Below are 19,628 nucleotides of genomic sequence, written 5' to 3'. Positions count from 1 at the left end.
CGAACTCACTTGCCGCGCGTGGCGCGGGCCTTGGCGATCAGCTGGTCGGCGACCGACAGGGTCGCATCGAAGGAATCGTTCATCGCCGGCGAAGTCTGGAATTTGCCGCCAATCACCATCGTGGGCACACCGTCGATCTTGTAAGTCGCGGCGAGCTGGGTGGCGCGCTGCATGTGGCTGGCGATAGCGAAGGAGCGGAAAGTGTCGTTGAAGCGAGCGACATCGACACCGTTCTTCTTCAACCAGCCGTTGCGGATCGTCTCGTCGGTCAGGTTGATGCGCTCATTGTGCAGAGCGCTGAAGACCGAGGTATTGAGCCGGTCGGTCAGCCCCATCGCCTCAAGGCTCAGATAGACCTTGCCCATGATCGCCCAGGATTCCCGGTTGAAGCTGATCGGTACGCGCTTGAACACGACATCCTTGGGCAGGGTCCTGGACCAGGCCGAGATCTTGCCTTCGAATTCGAAGCAGTGCGGGCACGCGTAGGAGAAGAACTCGATCACTTCAATCTTGCCGGCGCTCTCGCCGGGCTGGGCGGGGCGGATCTGCTGAAAGTTCTTGCCCAGGGCCAACGGAGTGGCGGCCAGCGCGGCCAGCGGCAGCGCCATCAGCGCGGCAAAACCGATAACATTTTTGATCAGGGTACGACGGTTCATTGGAAAACTCCCATTGGGTTCAGCGCGGCGCCGACTGCGCCGGCGAAGCTTTGGATCGGGTTCTGACCACCGAGGACTCTATCCCGGCCTGGGCCAGCTGTGCTCTGACAGCGTTCATGTCCTCGGGTTTCAGATAGGGCCCAAGACGGACACGGTGCAAGGTGCCCTTGTCGGCCGTCTCCAGCCTCTGCACCGAAGCTTCAAGCCCGATCAGAGCCAGCCTGGCCTTGACGTTGTCGGCTTCGGACGGATCGGCGAAAGCGCCCAGCTGCAGGAAGAACTTGTCGGGAGCGGCATCGGTCTTTCCCTGCGCAGGAACCGGCAGCGAGGCCTGATCTCCTTTGGACAGGATGTCGTAGAAATCGAACTTCTTCTCGCCGGTCGCCGACTGCGCAGCGGCCGGCGCGCTGGCGACCGCAACCGGCGCAGGCGCCCGCACCGACGGCTTGTCACCGGGCTTGCCGGGCAGGTCGATCGGGGCGGGACCGTTCGCTCCGCTCTGGGCGGCGGCGGGCAGGCTTTGCCCCGAACCCTGCTGGAATTCGTAAGGACGGGAGAAGTACCAGGCCAGCGCGGCGGCGATCAGCACGCCGATGACGAGGCCAAGGAAAACTCCGACCAGGGTGTTGCCCTGATGGGGACGGGACTGCGGACGCGAATTGTCGGCGCGGCTCATGGGCGGTCTACTCATGTGAGCGGCGGCTGCCGCTTCAGGCGCGAGAGTATAACGCGGCCGGCCGATGCGCCGGGGCAGCGATCAAGCCTGCCGTTTTCGGGTACAGTCGCAGTCACCGATTCCCTGCCCCCTTCCAAGCCCGTGCGCCTGCTCCGTCTCGCCAAGATCGCCCTCGTTTCGCTGCGCTTCGGCCTCGACCAGATGATCCTGGACAAGGCTTCGACGACCCGGCCGGGCGAGTGGCTGCGCCGCATCATCCCGCGTCGGCGCTTTGCCGAGCCGGGCGCGGTCCGGATGCGGCGCGCGCTCGAATCGTTGGGACCGATCTTCGTCAAGTTCGGTCAGGTGCTCTCGACACGCCGCGACCTGCTCCCTCCCGACCTCGCCGAGGAGCTGGCCAAACTTCAGGACAGGGTGCCGCCCTTCCCGACCGAACAGGCAATCGCGCGCCTCGAAGCCGAGTTCGGCCGACCGGTCGACGACGTGTTCAAGCGCTTCGAGCGCACCCCGGTCGCCTCCGCATCGATCGCCCAGGTCCATTTCGGCGAGCTCCACGACGGCACCGAAGTCGCGATCAAGATCCTCAGGCCGGGAATCGAAGAGATCATCGACCACGACCTCACGCTGATGGACGCCGGTGCGGCGTTGATCGAACGGCTTTGGTCCGAAGGGCGCCGGTTCAAACCGCGCGAAGTGGTCGCCGAATTCGCGAAATACCTGCGCGACGAACTGGACCTGATGCGCGAAGCGGCGAACTGCTCGCAGCTGCGGCGCAACTTCAAGGATTCGCCGCTGCTCCAGGTCCCGGAAGTGTATTGGGACTACTGCTCATCGACGGTGATGGTGATGCAGAAGATGGTCGGCACGCCGATCTCGCAGAAGGAAGTGCTGCGCGAACAAGGGATCGACTTCACGGCCCTGTCGCGAGCGGGCGTCGAAATCTTCTTCACCCAGGTGTTCCGCGACGGCTTCTTCCATGCCGACATGCACCCGGGCAACATCCTGGTCGCCGCGAACGGCCAGTACATCGCGCTGGACTTCGGCATCATCGGCACGCTCGAAGAGCGCGACAAACAGTATCTGGCGCAAAACTTCCTCGCCTTCTTCCGCCGCGACTACCGCCGCGTCGCCCAGGCTCACATCGACGCGGGCTGGGTTCCGGCAACGACCCGCGTCGACGAGTTCGAGGGCGCGATCCGCGCGGTCTGCGAGCCTATCTTCGACCGTCCGCTCAAAGACATCTCGTTCGGCAAGAGCCTGCTGCGCCTGTTCCAGACCGCGCGCCGCTTCCATATGGAAGTCCAGCCCCAGCTGGTGATGCTGCAGAAGACGCTGCTGAACGTCGAAGGTCTGGGCCGCGATCTCGATCCGGATCTCGACCTGTGGAAGACCGCAACGCCTTTCCTCGAACGCTGGATGAACGAGCAGATGGGCTGGCGAGCCTTCGCCCGCCATCTCGCCGACGAAGCACCGGGCTGGGCCGCAAGCCTGCCGCAGATCCCCCGCCTCGTGCACCAAGCGCTGGAGCGCCAGGACAGCCCGGCTCTGCGCGACCAGATGCAGAGACTGGCCCGCGTCCAGCAGCGGCAGAACCGCCGCTTCACGGCTCTGGTCATCGCACTGCTGGCCCTGCTCGCCTGCGAACTCTGGCGGAACTTCTCCGCCTGATCCCTCCGCAAAAACCTCTGCTCTTCGCGCGCCTCTCGCCGCTATAATCCGGCCCGATCGCTGTCTTCCGGAAGCTCTGGTCGAGCCATGGCGCTAGCGGGCCAGTGTCCGCACTCCGCGCGACCTTGACCAATTTTTTGATTGCGCCGGTCAACCTGTTCCGGCCTCCCCCCCATGCTTCTGAGTTTTGTGATCGCCTACTGGCTGGTCTCGATCGCGATCGGCCTCTATGCCGCGCTGCGGGTCCACAACAGCCGCGACTACGCGGTCGCCGGCCGCAGCCTGCCGATGTACGTCGTCACCGCGACCGTGTTCGCGACCTGGTTCGGTTCCGAGACCGTCCTGGGCATCCCGGCGACCTTTCTGAAAGAAGGCCTGCACGGAGTCGTCGCCGACCCTTTCGGCGCTTCGCTGTGCCTGATCCTGGTCGGCGTGTTCTTCGCGAAGCCCCTGTACCGTCTGAACCTGCTGACGATCGGTGACTACTACCGCAAGCGCTTTGGCCGCACGATAGAGATCCTGACCACGATCTGCATCGTGATCTCCTATCTGGGTTGGGTCGCGGCGCAGATCAAGGCTTTGGGCCTCGTCTTCAACGTGCTGTCGGACGGCGCCGTGTCGCAGGCAACCGGGATGTGGCTGGGTTCGGGCTCGGTGCTGATCTACACGCTGTTCGGCGGAATGTGGTCGGTCGCGATCACCGACTTCATCCAGATGATCGTGATCGTGATCGGCCTCGTCTTCATCGGCTGGGAAGTCTCGGATCAGGCCGGCGGCGTCTCGGTCGTCGTCCGTCACGCGATCTCGACCGGAAAGTTCAACTTCTGGCCCGAGGCCACGCCTTCGGCGATCGTGCCCTTCGTCGCGGCCTGGCTGACGATGATGCTCGGCTCGATTCCGCAGCAGGACGTGTTCCAGCGCGTGCAGTCCTCGGCCAACGAAAAGATCGCGGTCCGCGCTTCGGTGCTGGGCGGCTCGCTCTACTTCTTCTTCGCCTTCATCCCGATGTTCCTCGCCTACTCGGCGACGCTGATCGCGCCCGATCTGGTCGCGAAGTACCTGAACACGGACTCCCAGCTGATCCTGCCCAAACTGGTGCTGGAGAAAGCCCCGCTCTTCGCGCAGGTCCTGTTCTTCGGCGCGCTGCTGTCGGCGATCAAGAGCTGCGCCTCGGCGACGCTGCTCGCACCTTCGGTGACCTTCTCGGAGAACCTGCTGCGCCCGCTGCTGCGCTCGATCAAACCCGATCTGCGCGACCACCAGTTCCTGCGCGTGATGCAGGCCGTCGTTCTGGTCTTCACCGCCGTCGTCACGACGATCGCGGTCAACTCGAAGCTGTCGATCTACGGCCTCGTCGAAAACGCCTACAAGATCACCTTTGTTGCCGCTTTCGTTCCGCTCGCCTTCGGCATGTACTGGAAGAAGGCGACGACCCAGGGCGCGATCGCGGCGATGCTGCTCGGCACGATGAGCTGGCTCGCGCTCGAAGCGACGAGCCCGGCCTGGACCGCGATGTGGCCGCCGCAGTTCGTCGGCTTCCTGGTCTCGCTGGCGATGATGGTGCTGTTCTCGCTGCTTCCACAGCAGATCCCGACGCCGACCGAGCTGGCCGGCCACCCCGGCCCGACCGGCTATCACCCGTCCGCCGAACACGCTCTGCATCCGGCGGCCGAGCACGCCCACCACCACCACGGCGCGGCCAAGCCGCCTCATCCTCGCCCCTGAGCCCGTGCCGGGGCACGGGCCCGGCAGCTCAGCGGCGGCGGAACTCTCCGAGACCAGGCTCGATCAGGCGCATGCCCTGGGCGCCATAGGCGCGGAAGCGGAACAGCGCACCGGCGACGAAATTGCCGCCCCCCAGAGGCAGCAAAAGCTCCTCGTTCCGGGTCAGGCCGCGCGCGCGCAGACGGGAAGCCTCCGCTTCGATTTCGACCTCGTCGCCGTCCGGCGCGACATAGCTGCCCGCATAAACATCGGCCGCTTCGGGGGTGGGCAAAGTCTGAGCGCTCCGCGGTCTGGCCAACAGCCAGTCGTAGAGCTCGGGCGTTTCGCCGTAGAAGCGGGTCCAGCAGTCGTGCCCGACTCCGTCGTAGAAGCTGGTTCTCGGCGGGTTGCCCAAGGCGCTCAGGATTGCGACGAGGCGCTCGGCGCAGAGCGGAGACACCGTCTCGTCGGCACGACCATGGGCGAGCCACAGAGGCAGATCCTTGATCCGGGCCAGCACCGGCTGCCAGGATTCGGGCGGCGGCAGAGGCAGAGCGGCCGATGCCGCGATCACATCGTTGAAAAGGCCCGCAGCGACTGCCGCGACGGCGCAGAAGCGGTCGGGGAAGGCCAGAGCGGTCGCCAGTGCGCCCATACCCCCCATCGACAGGCCGGTCAGCGCAATCCGCTCGGCATCGGCCCGCCAGTCGCGTTCGACTTCACGCAAGACCGCATCGACGAAGAGCGGGTGCCAGAGCTGCCCCGCCGGAACCTGGGGCACGACGACGATGGCCGGCAGCTCCAGACCGGCATCGATGTGCGCCGGCAAACCCTGGCTGCGCAAGCGCGCGAAATCCTCGCCCCGCTCACCGCTACCATGCATGAAGACGATGACGGGCCAGCGCCGCGCCTCATCTTCCCGATAGCCGCGCGGCAGGCGGACCAGATAACGCGCCCCCCAACGGGTATCGGACGACGACCCGAGGCGGGCTTCAATCCAGCCTTCGGCCGGGTTCTTTACCGCCTCACCATTTGCCTGTGATTCGACCAGCACTTGCTTCACGGAACGACTCCTCTTCACGCAAAGACGGGAATGTCGAAGAGTCCCGGAGCAAACGTTATGATGTCACCCCGAGGACCGCACTGGAACGAAGCGTAAAGGCCTCCGGGTCCGAACAACCCCCTGCCGGGTCAACTGTGTGCTGCGATTGCCCGCCGCCGCGCGACAAGAAAGCCTCCGATGTCCCATCCCCCTGGCCATCCGCTGCAAGACTTCGCGATCGCGATCACTTTGCTGACCGCCTATGCCTGCCTGCACCCGTTCTCGGGCTGGCAGGAAATCGGCGTCAGCCCGCTCGCCTACCTGACCGCACCCTGGCCCCGCTACTTCACCTGGGGCGACATCTGGCTCAACGTGCTCGGCTTCCTGCCTTTCGGCTTCGCCTGGATGCTGCCTCGCCGCAACCCGACTCATCCGCTATGGCGCGTGCTCTGTGTCTGGCTCGCCGGCACACTATTGAGCTTCGCGATCGAAACCACCCAGAACTATCTGCCCACCCGGGTCGCCTCGAACATCGACCTCGCGACGAACTCGGCAGGCGCACTGCTCGGCGCGCTGGCCGGCCTGCAGTGGGGGCGCCGGTTCGACACCGGCAGCGCTCTGGCCAGCTGGCGCGCCTGGCGCATCCTGCCCGGCCGCAGGGGAAGCCTGGGTCTGCTGCTGATCGCGCTGTGGTGGTTTTCGCTGCTCAACCCGAGCAGCTACCTGTTCGCGAACGGCGACCTTCACCCGCTGCTCGATACCGTGAGCAATTACTCGCTCTCCGGCAACGGCTTCCTGCGCGTCGAGACGGCCCTGGCTTCGGCAAACCTGCTCGCCGTGGGCCTGTTCGCGCGCCGCGTGATGAAGCATCCGTCGCTGCTGCAGGTAACGCTGGCATTGCTGATCGGCTTGGCCGTCAAATCGCTCGCCTCCTGGGTCTTCCTGGCCCCCCATGACCCGCTGCACTGGGCGACTCCAGGCGGTCTGCGCGGTCTCGCGATCGGCTCGGCGCTGCTGCTGCTGTGCTGGCATCTGCCGGCGCGGCTCCGTCACGCTCTGGCCAGTCTGGCCCTGCTCGCCGCAACCGCACTCGTCAACATGGCGCCCGACAATCCCTACTGGGACGCCGCGACCCGACTCACCCATCAAGGTCATGTGCTGAATTTCCACGGTGCGACCCAGCTGATGGCCTGCCTCTGGCCTTTCCTGACCCTGCTCTGGCTCGCGCTGAACGGCCCGGCCCGGCTCACCCGCGACCCCGAGGATCCCTCTTGAGCCGTTTCGCAAAGACCCTGATCACGTGGCAGAAAAGCGCTGGCCGCCACGGCCTGCCCTGGCAGGAAAACCGCGATCCCTACCGGATCTGGCTGTCCGAAGTGATGCTGCAGCAGACCCAGGTCGATACGGTGATCCCCTACTTCCAGCGCTTCGTCGAGCGCTTTCCTGACCTCGCGACTCTCGCGGCCGCGCCGCTCGACGCGGTATTGGGGCTGTGGAGCGGGCTGGGCTATTACGCGCGGGCCCGCAATCTGCACCGCTGTGCCCAGGTCATCGTCGAAGAGCTGGGGGGCTCTTTTCCCGAGACGCCGGATGCGATCGCGGCACTTCCCGGGATCGGCCGCTCGACCGCCGCCGCGATCGCCGCGTTCAGCTTCGGCGCCCACAGCGCGATCCTCGACGGCAACGTCAAGCGCGTGCTGTGCCGGCACCAGGGCATCACGGGCTTCCCCGGCGAGCGGGCGGTCGAGCAGAAGCTGTGGGCGCTCGCCGAAGCTCTGCTGCCCAAGCGCGATGTCGATATCTACACACAGGCGATGATGGATCTCGGTGCGACCGTCTGCACGCGCAGCCGCCCTGCCTGCGCTGCCTGCCCGGTCGCCGCCGACTGCGTGGCGCGCGCGCAAGGACTCACCGACAGCCTGCCGACTCCGCGACCGAAGAAGACCATTCCGGAGCGCCGCTCAGCGGTGCTGATCGCGCGCGCGGGAAGCTCGGTGCTGCTCGAAAAGCGTCCTCCGCACGGGATATGGGGAGGTCTTTACGCGTTGCCCGAGATCCCGGCCAGCGAGGAGGCCACCGTCTTCGCGACGACTCTGGGCCTTGCGCCTCTCGGCCCGATCGAGGCGCTGGCGACGGTGGAACACCGCTTCACGCATTTCCTGCTGCACATCGAACCGAGGATGCTGGCCGTGCGCCCTTGCGCGTTGCAGGATGCCGCGCGCTGGCGTTGGGCGAGCGCCGACGAGTGGGCCGAACTGGGTCTGCCTTCGCCGATCCGCCGCCTGCTCGACAAGCTCGCCTGAGCGGTTTTCGGGGCCGACACCACGGCCGATTCGCAGCCCGAAACAGCTACGCAATCTCTGTGCCATAATTCTTCGCATCAACCAAGAGGACATTCCATGGACGACAACAAAGCCAAGGCCCTACAGGCTGCGCTGACGCAGATCGAGAAGCAGTTCGGCAAGGGTTCGATCATGCGGTTGGGCGACGGCGAAGTCGAATCCGACATCCAAGCGGTTTCGACCGGCTCGCTCGGACTGGACATCGCGCTTGGCATCGGCGGTCTGCCGCGCGGTCGCGTCATCGAAATCTACGGCCCCGAGTCCTCGGGCAAGACAACACTGACCCTGCAGGCGATCGCGGAAATGCAGAAGGTCGGCGGCACCGCCGCCTTCATCGACGCCGAACACGCGCTCGACGTGGTCTATGCGCAGAAGCTGGGCGTCAATATCGGCGATCTGCTGATCTCGCAGCCGGACACCGGCGAGCAGGCGCTCGAGATCGCCGACATGCTGGTGCGCTCGGGCGGCGTCGATATCGTCGTCATCGACTCGGTCGCGGCACTGACGCCCAAGGCCGAAATCGAAGGCGAGATGGGCGACCAGCTTCCCGGCCTGCAGGCCCGTCTGATGAGCCAGGCTCTGCGCAAGCTGACCGGCAACATCAAGCGCACGAACACGATGGTCATCTTCATCAACCAGATCCGGATGAAGATCGGCGTGATGTTCGGCAACCCCGAGACCACGACCGGCGGCAACGCGCTGAAGTTCTACTCTTCGGTTCGCCTCGACATCCGCCGCACCGGCACGATCAAGAAGGGCGACGAAGTGGTCGGCTCCGAGACCAAGGTCAAGGTCGTCAAGAACAAGGTTGCGCCTCCGTTCAAGGAAGCCCGCTTCGACATCCTCTACGGAGAGGGCATCTCGCGCGAAGGCGAGATCATCGACATGGGCGTCGAACAGCGCTTCGTCGACAAGAGCGGAGCCTGGTACGCCTACAACGGCGAGAAGATCGGCCAGGGCAAGGACAACGCGCGCGAATACCTGCGTGAGCACAAGGACGTCGCGCGCGAGATCGAAAACAAGATCCGCACCGCACTGAATCTGCCGGCACTGGCCGGAGCGGCGGCGAGTCCCGAAGCCGAAGCCTGAGCGGGCGCCACGGGAAGCGGCGATGTCAGGTGACGAACTGAAGGCGCGCGCGCTGCGCCATCTGGCCCGGCGCGAACACAGCCGCGCGGAGCTCGCGAAAAAGCTGGCTCCGTACGGCGAAGACGCTGCAATCGCCACCGTGCTGGACCGGATGCAAGAGCTCGGGCTGCTCTCCGATCGCCGCTTTGCCGAATGCTATGTCCGCTCGCGCGCCGAGCGCCTGGGTCGGCGGCGCCTGGAGCACGAACTCGCGCAGCGCGGCATCGATCCCGAGGGGATTGAAGACGCGCTCGCCGCCGAACTCGGTGGAGGCGAAGTCGAACGCGCAAGGCTGCTGTGGCAGAAAAAGTTCGGCCTTACGGCCGAAGACCGCAAGGAATGGGCAAGACAAGCCCGTTTTCTGACGGCCCGCGGTTTTTCCGCGGACGTGGTGAGGAAAGTACTGAAAGAACCTTTCGATGAGTCTGCTTAAAGTCGCCGGCCTCTCCAAGAAATACAAGGCCCGCACCGTCGTCCGCGATGTCAGCTTCTCGGTCGCCAGTGGCGAAGTGGTCGGACTTCTGGGCCCCAACGGCGCCGGCAAGACCACCTGCTTCTACATGATCGTCGGGCTCGTCCGCGCCAACGGTGGCAGCATCGTGCTCGACGACAAGGACATCACCCACCTGCCGATGCACAAGCGCGCGCACCTGGGGCTCTCCTACCTCCCTCAGGAGAACTCGGTCTTCCGCAAGCTGACCGTTTCCGAGAATATCGAGGCGGTGCTCGAACTGCAAAAGCTCGACGCGAAGGCCCGCGCGGCCCGCCTCGTCGAACTGATGGAAGAGCTCGGCATCACACACCTGCGCGATTCGACGGCGATGGCCTTGTCGGGCGGTGAGCGGCGGCGGGTCGAAATCGCCCGCGCTCTGGCCACCGACCCTCAGGTGATCCTGCTCGACGAACCTTTCGCCGGCGTCGATCCGATCGCGGTCATCGACATCCAGAAGATCATCCGCTTCCTGAAAGACCGGGGAATCGGGGTCTTGATCACCGATCACAACGTCCGGGAGACGCTGGGCATCTGCGACCGGGCAACGATCATCACCGAAGGCGCCGTGCTCGCCAGTGGCAGGCCGGATGAAATCGTCCGCGACGACAAGGTTCGCCAGGTCTATTTGGGCGAGCATTTCCGTCTATGAAGCCCGGCTGCCCATGAAACCTTCACTCCAGCTCCGTATCTCGCAACAGCTCGCGCTGACCCCGCAGCTGCAGCAGTCGATCAAGCTTCTGCAGCTCTCGACCCTGGAGCTGAGCAGTGAAATCGAAAAGATGCTGCTCGAGAACCCGCTGCTCGAGCGCGACGACGACGATAACAACACGGACACCTGGGGGCACACCAGCGGCGATGCTTCCAGCGAAAAGAGCGCCGAGCGCGAGAAGACTGAACGGGAAGAGTTCAGCGGCGAGAGCGATAGCACGGGAAGTTCCGATAGCGACTACCAGGAATGGAGCAGCGAAAACGCCGGAACGGGAAGCAGCGGCAGCCGCGACGACGATGACGACACGGACTTCCAGGAGTTCCGGGCCGCCCAGACCAGCCTTTCCGAGCACCTCGAAGGGCAGATCGGTCTGATCGCATTCTCGGATCGGGACCGCGATCTGGTCCGCTTCCTGATCGAAGCGCTCGACGAGGACGGCTATCTGACCCAGCCGCTCGAAGAGCTGATGGATCTGATCCCCGAGGAAGCAGGAGTCGAACTCGAAGAGCTGCAGATCGCACTCGCTCATCTGCAGAACCTCGACCCGGCCGGAATCGGCGCGCGCAGCCCCGGTGAATGCCTCGCGCTGCAGCTGCGCTGCCAGGAAGCCTGCCCGGATCGCGACGCCGCAATAACCATTGTCACCGAACATCTGGAGTTGCTTGCCGCGCGCGACTTCACGCGCCTGAAACGCCTGCTGGCTTGTTCCGAGGAAACTCTCCGCGCGGCCCATCTGCGAGTCTGCGCGCTCGATCCTCATCCGGGCGCGCGCTTCGCCGCGCTCGAAGCACGCTACATCGTTCCAGATGTGATCGTGCGCAAAATCCGTGGCCGTTGGGGCGTTATGCTGAACCCCGATGCGATGCCGAAATTGCGGATCAACCAGCTCTACGCAGGAATCCTGCAACAGCATCGCGGATCGAGCGCATCGCTCTCCTCCCAGCTGCAGGAAGCCAGGTGGATGATCAAGAACGTGCAGCAACGCTTCGACACGATCCTGAGGGTTTCACAGGCCATCGTTGACCGCCAGCGTCAGTTCTTCGATTATGGCGACGTGGCCATGCGTCCTCTGACCCTGCGCGAAATCGCCGAGCAACTCGAACTGCACGAATCGACGATTTCCCGAGTGACGACGCAGAAATACATGGCTACACCAAGGGGGATACTGGAACTCAAATATTTTTTCGGCAGCCATGTCGCCACGGATTCAGGTGGCGCATGCTCGGCAACGGCGATTCGCGCCTTGATTCGCCAGCTGGTTGCCGCGGAGGATCGCAAAAAACCGCTTTCCGACGCGCGCATCGCCGAACTTCTTGGCCAGCAGGGCATCGTTGTCGCGCGCAGAACCATCGCAAAGTACCGCGAAGCGCTCAACATCCCGCCGGTCAGTCAGCGCAAGACGATCTGAGAGGAGTGATCATGAACTTGAACATCACCGGCCACCACGTTGAAGTCACCCCCGCACTTCGCGATTATGTGACCTCGAAGCTGGATCGCCCGATCCGCCACTTCGACCTCGTCACAAGTACCGCAGTGATCCTGTCGGTAGAGAAGCTCAAACAGAAGGCCGAAGTCACGGTCCATGTGCGCGGCAAGGACATCTATGTCGAGGCGGAAGCCGACGACATGTACGCCGCGATCGACGCCCTGGTCGACAAGCTCGATCGCCAGGTGGTCAAGCACAAGGAAAAGACCTCCGATCACGGGCGCGACACGCTGAAGCGCCAGACCGCTGCTGACGAAACCTGATATTTCCTGAATCGAAACAACGGAGGGGGCCAGGTCCGGCTTTGATAGAGCAGGACCTGGCCCCCGCAAATTATGAATCTGATCGCACCCCTCCTGGCCCCGACGAACGTGATCGTCGGACTCGACGCAAGCAGCAAGAAGCGCGTTTTCGAACAAGCCGGACTGATGTTCGAGAACCACCAGGGAATTGCCCGCAGCATCGTCTACGATGCGCTCTTCGCCCGAGAGAAGCTCGGATCGACAGGCCTGGGTCAAGGTGTCGCCATCCCCCACGGCCGGATCAAAGGCCTCAGGGAAGCGGTCGGAGCCTTCATCCAGCTCGCCGAACCGGTTCGCTTCGAAGCTCCTGACGGCAAGCCGGTCAGCCTGATCTTCGTGCTTCTGGTTCCCGAAGCCGCCACCGAATTCCATCTGCGCCTGCTCTCCGAACTGGCCCAGATGTTCTCCGACCGCTCATTCCGCGAAGCCCTGCAAAAAGCCGGCGACGCGTCCGAAGCACACACGCTGTTCGTGAACTGGAATGCCGATGCGGCGCACTAGCATCGCCAAGCTGTTCGCCGACCACAGCGAAAAACTCGCGCTCGCGCATCTGGCCGGACCGCTCGACGGCGAACTGAGAGTTCCCGACGACAAGATCTGGCCCGCCGAACTGGTCGGCCATCTGAACGTGATCCATCCCTGCCGGCTCCAGGTGATGGGTGAGGCGGAACTCGCCTGGATCCGCTGTCAGGGCCACGACAAACTGCAAAGCCTGCTCGACAACGTGCTGCAGGCGAAACCGCCCGCAATCATCGTCGCCGATGGCTGTGAAATCCCCAACAAGCTCCTCGCCATCCTCGATGCGGCGGGAATCGCGACCTTCGCGAGTTCCTGCGAGTCGGCCCGGGTCATCGATTCGCTGCGCAACTATCTGGCGCGTTCGCTGGCCGAGAAGACTTCGCTGCACGGCGTTTTCATGGACGTTCTGGGGCTCGGGGTGCTGATCACCGGGGATTCGGGCGCCGGCAAGTCCGAACTCGCTCTGGAACTGATCTCGCGCGGCCACGGCCTCGTCGCCGACGATGTCGTCGAGATCTCGCGGATCGCTCCGGGCGTGCTCGAAGGCCGGTGCCCCGAGATGCTGCGCAACTTCCTCGAAGTCCGCGGCCTGGGCATCCTGAACATCCGGACGATCTTCGGCGAGACCGCCTGCCGCCGCAAGCTAAAACTCAAACTAGTCGTCCATCTGCACCGCCAGATCCGCGGTGAAGTCTCGACGACGCCCCGTCTGCCTCTCGATGACGACAGTCAGGAAATCCTCGGCGTACCGGTCCGGCGCGTCACGCTGCCCGTCGCGGCAGGCCGCAACCTGGCCGTATTGCTGGAAGCCGCGGTCCGCAATACCATCCTCCAACTGCGTGGAATCGACTCCATGCAGGAGTTCGTTGATCGTCAGCGCGAAGCGCTGGAGTAAAACAAACCCGGGTCGGGTTCAGACCCTTGATGGAGGATATGCCGATGAAAACATGGATGTTTGCCGCTGCTGCTGCCGTCCTGGTGGCACAGCTGAACCCCGTCCTCGCGGCCGATGCGCCGAAGAAGCCGACCGCCCAGCAGGAGAAGATGAAGACCTGCAACAAGGACGCCAAGGACAAAGCGTTGAAGGGCGATGAACGCAAGGCCTTCATGAAGTCCTGCCTGTCCAACAAGTCGACCGCGGCGGCTCCGGCTGCATCTGCTCCCGCACCCAAGAAGAAGTAATCCGTCGGGGTCGGACCTTCGTGTCCGGCCCCTCAAACCTCTAAAGCCCCCCCCATGAAACAGATCCTCATTCTGCTGCTGTCGCTCCTCTGCGCCACAAGCGCGGTCCGGGCCGCCGAAGCGCTCGATCCCGAAAAGGCTTTCGAACCGAGCATTGAAGCCATCGATGCCCACACCGTCGCGATCAAGTTCAAGATTGCCGACGGCTACTACCTGTACCGCCACCGTTTTTCCTTCGCCGCAAAATCCGCCGGAATCACGCTCGGCGAAGCACGGATTCCGCCCGGAAAACCCAAGCAGGACGAGAACTTCGGCCAGGTCGAGACCTACCGCACGGCGCTGAGCATTGCTATCCCGCTAACTCAGGGAGACAGCCGCGACGCGGTGATCTCGGTCAGCTATCAGGGCTGCGCCGATCTGGGCGTCTGCTATCCGCCGATGACGCGCGAGCTCAAGCTCGCTTCCGCCCCTCCCAGCCTCGCTCAGGCGCTCGGCAAACTCGAACAGGGCGGCCCGGCTCAGGCTCCCGCCCCCGCGAGCGATGAAGCGAGCCTGCTGGCCAGGCAGCTCGGCAGCGGCAAGCTGCTGCTGACGCTGCTGATGTTCTTCGGCGCCGGCCTAGGCCTCGCTTTCACGCCCTGCATGCTGCCGATGCTACCCATCCTGTCGGGCATCATCGTCGGCCAGGACAACACGATATCGCGCTCGCGCTCCTTCGCTCTGGCCCTCGCCTATGTGTTGGGGATGGCGATCACCTATGCGATCGCCGGAGTCGCGGCGGGTCTTTCGGGAACCCTGCTCGCCAACGCGCTGCAGAACGTCTGGGTGCTCGGCGCTTTCGCGCTGATCTTCGTCGCGCTGGCCGGAGCGATGTTCGGTTTCTACGAGCTGCAAATGCCGGCCGCACTGCAAAGCCGACTCTCCAGCTCCGCGAACGGCCAGAAGGCGGGCTCTCTTCCCGGCGTTGCCGTGATGGGCGCGCTGTCGGCGCTGATCGTCGGTCCCTGCGTCGCGGCGCCACTCGCCGGTGCTCTGCTCTACATCGCCCGCAGTGGCGATGCGCTGCTCGGGGGACTGGCGCTCTTCGTGATGGCGCTGGGCATGGGTCTGCCGCTGCTACTGGCCGTCACCGCCGCCCGCGAGCTGCTGCCGCGCGCCGGATCCTGGATGGAAGCGGTCAGAAAAGTTTTCGGCGTGATCCTGCTGGCGCTGGCGATCTGGCTGCTGACCCCGGTGATTTCGCCGCTGGCGGTGATGCTCGCCTGGGCGGCCCTGCTGATCGTGTCGGCGATCTTCCTGCATGCGCTCGACCCGCTGCCCAGTTCGGCTCAGGGCTGGACCCGCTTCTGGAAAGGCGTGGGCGTGATCGCACTGCTCGCCGGCTCGGCGCTGATGATCGGCGCGCTGGGCGGCTCGCGCGACCCGCTTCAACCTCTGGGCTTTCTGCGCGGAGCCTCGGCGGCGGCTCCGGCGGCAAAGCTCAACTACCAGAGCGTTGCCAGCATCGCCGAGCTCGACAAGAAGCTCGCCGAAGGACGGCCGGTCATGCTCGACTTCTCGGCCGAATGGTGTGTCTCCTGCCGAGAGATGGACCGGTTCACGTTCAGCGATGCACGCGTCCAGGCCGCGCTCGCCAACACGCTGCTCGTCAGGGTCGACGTGACCGCGAACAGCCCCGACCAGCGTGCGCTGCTCAAGCGTTTCGATCTGTTCGGGCCGCCCGGGATCGTCTTCTTCGATGCCCGTGGCCAGGAAATTTCGCGCGTCATCGGTTTTCAGAAAGCCGATGAATTCCTCGCGATCCTGAAGCGCCGCGGAGTTTAAAAAAAGGGCCGGAGCGCCCCCGCGCTCCGGCCCTTCACACCACTACTGACCACACACCATGGTTTTCCTGCCGAAGATCACAGGCAGAAACCCCGGAACTCATTGTGCCGACGAACACCCCGCAAGGCAATTACTTCGTCATATCCGGTGTGTGGTTTTCCTCGCTCCTCACGGTTGAGGAGGAGGAGGCGCTTTGCGGCCTTCCCCGCCGCGGGGGGGATGCCGGGGAGCCGATTCCCGGTCGAAAATCTTCTGCTGCTCGGGGGTCAGCTGGGCATAGAACTTCTTCGTGACGGCCAGAGTCGCGTTCAGCTCTTGCTGGTGCTTGCCAAGGTCGGCAATCATCTTTTCGAGCCGCTCCGGAGCGGACAGCTCCTTGGGCTCTTCTGGGCCTTGCGGCTTCTTGTCGAAGCGGACGAGCTCGGCATCGCGGTAGGCTTTCCACGCGCTCTGCTGGCCCGAGGTGAGCTTCAGGGCATCGTGCAGTGCATCCAGATGACGGGTCGCGAAATGTCTGATTCCTTCGGGGCAGCGCATGCCTTCGCCATCGGGGCCGGGGCCGCCGCGATCAGTTTCGTGCATGCCCTCGCCTGGCCCGGGGCCTTCCGCCGAGACCACAAGGGGAAATGCCAACGCAGCCGACACGATACCCGCGGCGGCAAACAACATCGTTCGTTTCTTCATGGGAGTCCTCTTCGCCATCCAGGCTCAATCGAGCCGATGGCGCTATTCAAGCACTCCCGCTTTGATCAGGTGTTCCCGCGAGGATCGGGACTATTTCGGGCTGTTACTTCCGCTCCCAACCGGACGCCTGGGCAAGGAAGTGCACCAGAAGCTGGTCGGTGTGGCGGATGTGCAGCGCCAGCCAGCTCGACAGGAAGTCGAGCAGTTCGCGCGGCTGAAGCTCGCCGTCCTCGATCAGCGTGTCGTACATGACATGGACGCGCGACGTGAAAGAACGGTGCTGGTTCAGATGGGTTGCGGCTTCGAAAGGTGCGTTCTCCGCGTAACGGCAGCGCCGCATCAGAGTCTCTTCGGTCTCGAAGTGGTACTGGGAATACGCGATCAGTTCCTGCAACAGGTGTTCGAGCAAAGCAGGCTTGGACGCATTCAGTGCGGCCCCGGCCTTGTTGAGCAGACCGACCAGAGTGTGGTGCTGGGCATCTACATCGGCAAAGCCGGTTTCGAGTTCTGCCGACCACTTCACCGGAACATAGGTTTTTGCGCCGTCTTTTTCCATCCACGACTCCCGAGAAGTTGGGCGGATGGAAAAGTCAGGATGCCGCCACACCGCCGGAAAAACATGTTCATCATATGTTCATCAAACGCCGTGACCCAGCAAATTTCACACGCGGCTTCAGATCTGACCGCGCCAGTTTTTGTCGTGTTCGACAAACCCTGCCCTGAGCAAACCCACCCAGTAGGCAGGCAATGGCCCTCCGGCGATCAGGCCGAGGTCGTGCAGCAGATGAGCGGCTTTTGAAGTCCCGACGATCGCGCTGCTGACTCCTGGCTGGAATACAGCAAAGCGCAAGGCCAGTTCGTCGCGCGGATGACCAAAATCCGGAAGAGCCATCTCGCGCATTCGCAGCCAATAGACCTCGGAGTAATCCCCGCGGGGCTGCTCGGTGAAGCGCCAGGGATGATTGGCCATCGCCCGCTTGGCGATGAAGCCGCGCCCGGCGAGGCGGGGCAACACCGTCTCGATCACCCTCTGGTCGCAAAGATTCAGCGAGGCCATGAAGCCATCGAAGCGCCCACTGTCGAGCGCCCAGGCGAGATCTTCGTTCTCGCCCGAGTAGGCAATCGCGCGTAGCTTGCCGGCGGCTTTGGCCGCTTCGAGTGCAGCGATGACCTCTCCTCTGGCCAGGGTTTCCCAGGGACAGGAGTGCAGGTGGACGATGTCGATTCGGTCGGTTTTCAGGCGACGCAAGGCCGCCTCGATTCCCGCCGTGATGCAGGCACCCGTCCAGTCTTTCTCGCCTTCGATCCCGTAGCCGACCTTCGTCGACAGCACGATCTCATCGCGTCGAGCACCGAGGTGCCGTCCTATGCGCTCTTCGGAGAGCCCATAGCCGCGCGCCGTATCGATCAGCGAGATCCCAGCATCGACGGCCGTGTTGAGCAGCTCTCCAACCACCGCCTCATCGAGGCGGGCATCGCCGATCTGGCCAGCGCCCAGGCCCAGCGCAGAGACCCGAATTCCGGTGTTGCCATAGGGACGGGATGGAATCATCGCTTCACTCCTCTTCGGGTCAGGTCAGGTCTGTTCTTTGGCCAGCCAAGGCTGGCAAACGAACAGACCTGGCTCCAGCTATTTGCGGCGGAAGACCAGATCCCAGACGCCATGACCGAGCTTCAGGCCGCGGTTCTCGAACTTGGTCAAGGGACGATAGTCCGGCTTTGGCGCGTAGGCTTCGACAGTGTTCTCAAGCAGCGGCTCGGCCGACAGCACGTCCAGCATCTGCACCGCATACTCTTCCCAGTCGGTCGCGCAGTGGATATAGCCGCCGGGCGCGAGCCGCTGAGCCAATTCGGCAACGAAAGGCCCCTGGATCAGGCGTCTCTTGTTGTGTCTGGCTTTGTGCCAGGGATCGGGGAAATAGATGTGGATCCCGGCCAGCGAACCAGGTGCGATCATGTCGCGGACGACTTCAAACGCGTCGTGCTGCATGACCCGAATGTTGGGGATGTCGCGTTCGGCGATCAGCTTGCACAGGTTGCCGACACCGGGGCCATGGACTTCTATGCCCAGGAAGTTATCGTCGGGTCGCCCTTCGGCGATCTTCGCCGTCGAATCTCCCATCCCGAAACCGATCTCGAGAATGGTCGGTGCGCTGCGCCCGAAGGCTTCCGCGAAGTCGAGCGGAGCCGCCTGATAGGGAACACCAACCCGCGGCATCATCTCGGCAATGAAGCGCTCCTGAGCGGGCGACATCCGCCCCTCTCTGCGCACATAGCTGCGGATGGGCCGGGTCTTGGGATCGTCGACCGACAGGTGCTTGCGGGCTTCGGAAGTGTCATTCATCAGAAATCAGGTTTCCTGGGCTCGGGTTCTGCTCTGTGCCTCAGGGGGGCACAAAACAGGATCTGAGCCCATCGAGAATCAGCGGCCGATCAGACCGTCGGTCGGCGAGCTGGGATTCGCCGCATAGAATTTGCGGGGCATACGCCCGGCAAGGAAAGCCTCGCGGCCCGCTTCGACCGCCTTCTTCATTGCTCCGGCCATCAGGACGGGATCCTGAGCCAGCGCGATCGCCGAGTTCATCAGCACTCCGTCACAGCCGAGCTCCATCGCCACCGCCGCATCCGACGCAGTGCCGACTCCGGCATCGACGATGACCGGCACTTTGGCTTGGGCGATGATCAGCTTCAGGTTCCATGGGTTCAGGATGCCCATCCCCGAACCGATCAGGGAAGCCAGCGGCATCACCGCGACACAGCCGATCTCTTCGAGCAGCTTCGCCTGGATCGGGTCGTCCGAGCAATACACCATGACCTTGAAGCCCTCCTTGACCAGAGTCTCGGCGGCTTTCAGGGTTTCGGGCATGTTCGGAAACAGCGTCTCCTTGTCGCCGAGCACTTCGAGCTTGACCAGATCGTGGCCGTCGAGCAGCTCGCGCGCGAGGCGCAGAGTGCGCACCGCTTCGTCGGCGGAAAAGCAACCTGCAGTATTCGGAAGATAGGTGAACTCGGACGGCGGGAGCGCATCGAGCAGGCTGGGCGCTTGCGGATCCTGTCCGATATTGGTTCGGCGAATCGCAACGGTCACGATCCGGGCACCGGAAGCGAGGACGGCTTCACGGGTTTGCTTGAAATCCTTGTACTTCCCGGTACCCACCAGAAGACGGGAATGGTAGGGCGTACCGGCAATGATCAGCGGCTCAGTCATTTTGT

General features: G+C 63.9%; 21 protein-coding genes. 13 read left to right on the top strand and 8 right to left on the bottom strand.

The window, feature by feature from the left end:
• Nucleotides 1-5: 5 nt before the first annotated feature.
• Both ACHFB9_RS00195 and ACHFB9_RS00190 read right to left on the bottom strand, forming a co-directional pair.
• Nucleotides 6-656, bottom strand: a complete 651-nt coding sequence (locus ACHFB9_RS00195) for a thiol:disulfide interchange protein DsbA/DsbL (RefSeq protein WP_417068960.1) — start codon at nucleotides 654-656, stop codon at nucleotides 6-8.
• A 19-nt stretch (nucleotides 657-675) separates the two neighbouring features.
• Nucleotides 676-1,332, bottom strand: coding sequence for an SPOR domain-containing protein (locus ACHFB9_RS00190; RefSeq protein WP_417068959.1), 657 nt, complete (start codon nucleotides 1,330-1,332; stop codon nucleotides 676-678).
• A 141-nt stretch (nucleotides 1,333-1,473) separates the two neighbouring features.
• Between ACHFB9_RS00190 and ubiB the strand changes: the two genes are divergently transcribed.
• The gene (gene ubiB, locus ACHFB9_RS00185) at nucleotides 1,474-3,000 is read left to right on the top strand and encodes a ubiquinone biosynthesis regulatory protein kinase UbiB (protein WP_417068958.1); all 1,527 of its coding nucleotides are present in this window, start codon (nucleotides 1,474-1,476) and stop codon (nucleotides 2,998-3,000) included.
• A gap of 174 nt (nucleotides 3,001-3,174) precedes the next feature.
• Nucleotides 3,175-4,725, top strand: coding sequence for a sodium:solute symporter family protein (locus ACHFB9_RS00180; protein WP_417068957.1), 1,551 nt, complete (start codon nucleotides 3,175-3,177; stop codon nucleotides 4,723-4,725).
• Nucleotides 4,726-4,753: 28 nt separating this feature from the next.
• On the opposite strand, the gene ACHFB9_RS00175 is transcribed toward ACHFB9_RS00180, so the two are convergent.
• A complete protein-coding gene (locus ACHFB9_RS00175) occupies nucleotides 4,754-5,767 on the bottom strand; it encodes an alpha/beta hydrolase-fold protein (protein ID WP_417068956.1) in 1,014 nt (337 codons plus the stop codon).
• 177 nt (nucleotides 5,768-5,944) lie between these two features.
• On the opposite strand from ACHFB9_RS00175, the gene ACHFB9_RS00170 reads away from it, so the two are divergent.
• The 11 genes from ACHFB9_RS00170 to dsbD all read left to right on the top strand — a co-directional run bounded on the left by ACHFB9_RS00170 (nucleotide 5,945) and on the right by dsbD (nucleotide 15,731).
• A complete protein-coding gene (locus ACHFB9_RS00170) occupies nucleotides 5,945-7,021 on the top strand; it encodes a VanZ family protein (protein WP_417068955.1) in 1,077 nt (358 codons plus the stop codon).
• Nucleotides 7,018-8,049, top strand: coding sequence for an A/G-specific adenine glycosylase (gene mutY, locus ACHFB9_RS00165; protein WP_417068954.1), 1,032 nt, complete (start codon nucleotides 7,018-7,020; stop codon nucleotides 8,047-8,049). The genes ACHFB9_RS00170 and mutY overlap by 4 nt, the downstream gene beginning before the upstream one ends.
• Nucleotides 8,050-8,145: 96 nt before the next feature.
• Entirely contained in the window at nucleotides 8,146-9,177 is a 1,032-nt protein-coding gene (gene recA, locus ACHFB9_RS00160; protein WP_417068953.1) for a recombinase RecA, read from the top strand.
• 22 nt (nucleotides 9,178-9,199) lie between these two features.
• Nucleotides 9,200-9,649 (top strand): recombination regulator RecX, encoded by a 450-nt coding sequence (gene recX / locus ACHFB9_RS00155; protein WP_417068952.1) that lies wholly within the window; start codon nucleotides 9,200-9,202, stop codon nucleotides 9,647-9,649.
• Nucleotides 9,636-10,358, top strand: a complete 723-nt coding sequence (gene lptB / locus ACHFB9_RS00150; RefSeq protein WP_417068951.1) for an LPS export ABC transporter ATP-binding protein — start codon at nucleotides 9,636-9,638, stop codon at nucleotides 10,356-10,358. Before recX ends, lptB begins: the two co-directional genes overlap by 14 nt.
• Before the next feature lie 13 nt (nucleotides 10,359-10,371).
• On the top strand, nucleotides 10,372-11,826 hold the full coding sequence (locus ACHFB9_RS00145) for an RNA polymerase factor sigma-54 (RefSeq protein WP_417068950.1): 1,455 nt from the start codon (nucleotides 10,372-10,374) through the stop codon (nucleotides 11,824-11,826).
• 11 nt (nucleotides 11,827-11,837) lie between these two features.
• Nucleotides 11,838-12,167: a ribosome hibernation-promoting factor, HPF/YfiA family gene (hpf, locus tag ACHFB9_RS00140; RefSeq protein ID WP_417068949.1), complete on the top strand. Its 330-nt coding sequence runs from the start codon at nucleotides 11,838-11,840 to the stop codon at nucleotides 12,165-12,167.
• A 72-nt stretch (nucleotides 12,168-12,239) separates the two neighbouring features.
• Nucleotides 12,240-12,707 carry a PTS IIA-like nitrogen regulatory protein PtsN gene (gene ptsN / locus ACHFB9_RS00135; RefSeq protein ID WP_417068948.1) on the top strand — a complete coding sequence of 156 codons (468 nt, stop codon included), beginning with the start codon at nucleotides 12,240-12,242 and terminating at the stop codon, nucleotides 12,705-12,707.
• Nucleotides 12,694-13,620: an HPr(Ser) kinase/phosphatase gene (gene hprK / locus ACHFB9_RS00130; RefSeq protein WP_417068947.1), complete on the top strand. Its 927-nt coding sequence runs from the start codon at nucleotides 12,694-12,696 to the stop codon at nucleotides 13,618-13,620. The genes ptsN and hprK overlap by 14 nt, the downstream gene beginning before the upstream one ends.
• Nucleotides 13,621-13,664: 44 nt before the next feature.
• Nucleotides 13,665-13,907 (top strand): PsiF family protein, encoded by a 243-nt coding sequence (locus ACHFB9_RS00125; RefSeq protein WP_417068946.1) that lies wholly within the window; start codon nucleotides 13,665-13,667, stop codon nucleotides 13,905-13,907.
• A 54-nt stretch (nucleotides 13,908-13,961) separates the two neighbouring features.
• Nucleotides 13,962-15,731, top strand: a complete 1,770-nt coding sequence (gene dsbD / locus ACHFB9_RS00120; RefSeq protein WP_417068945.1) for a protein-disulfide reductase DsbD — start codon at nucleotides 13,962-13,964, stop codon at nucleotides 15,729-15,731.
• A 168-nt stretch (nucleotides 15,732-15,899) separates the two neighbouring features.
• Here the strand turns inward: dsbD and ACHFB9_RS00115 are convergent, their stop codons facing one another.
• The 5 genes from ACHFB9_RS00115 to ACHFB9_RS00095 form a co-directional block, all read right to left on the bottom strand.
• Nucleotides 15,900-16,313: a Spy/CpxP family protein refolding chaperone gene (locus ACHFB9_RS00115; RefSeq protein WP_417068944.1), complete on the bottom strand. Its 414-nt coding sequence runs from the start codon at nucleotides 16,311-16,313 to the stop codon at nucleotides 15,900-15,902.
• 205 nt (nucleotides 16,314-16,518) lie between these two features.
• The gene (locus ACHFB9_RS00110) at nucleotides 16,519-16,971 is read right to left on the bottom strand and encodes a bacteriohemerythrin (RefSeq protein WP_417068943.1); all 453 of its coding nucleotides are present in this window, start codon (nucleotides 16,969-16,971) and stop codon (nucleotides 16,519-16,521) included.
• A 117-nt stretch (nucleotides 16,972-17,088) separates the two neighbouring features.
• Nucleotides 17,089-17,967: an aldo/keto reductase gene (locus ACHFB9_RS00105; RefSeq protein WP_417068942.1), complete on the bottom strand. Its 879-nt coding sequence runs from the start codon at nucleotides 17,965-17,967 to the stop codon at nucleotides 17,089-17,091.
• 78 nt (nucleotides 17,968-18,045) lie between these two features.
• The gene (gene trmB, locus ACHFB9_RS00100) at nucleotides 18,046-18,759 is read right to left on the bottom strand and encodes a tRNA (guanosine(46)-N7)-methyltransferase TrmB (RefSeq protein WP_417068941.1); all 714 of its coding nucleotides are present in this window, start codon (nucleotides 18,757-18,759) and stop codon (nucleotides 18,046-18,048) included.
• Between the two features lie 78 nt (nucleotides 18,760-18,837).
• Nucleotides 18,838-19,623: a thiazole synthase gene (locus tag ACHFB9_RS00095; protein WP_417068940.1), complete on the bottom strand. Its 786-nt coding sequence runs from the start codon at nucleotides 19,621-19,623 to the stop codon at nucleotides 18,838-18,840.
• Nucleotides 19,624-19,628 lie beyond the last annotated feature (5 nt).

The organism is Niveibacterium terrae, from assembly GCF_048213115.1.
GTDB classification, from domain to species: domain Bacteria; phylum Pseudomonadota; class Gammaproteobacteria; order Burkholderiales; family Rhodocyclaceae; genus Niveibacterium; species Niveibacterium terrae.
This window is presented reverse-complemented; position numbering and strand designations above follow the sequence as displayed.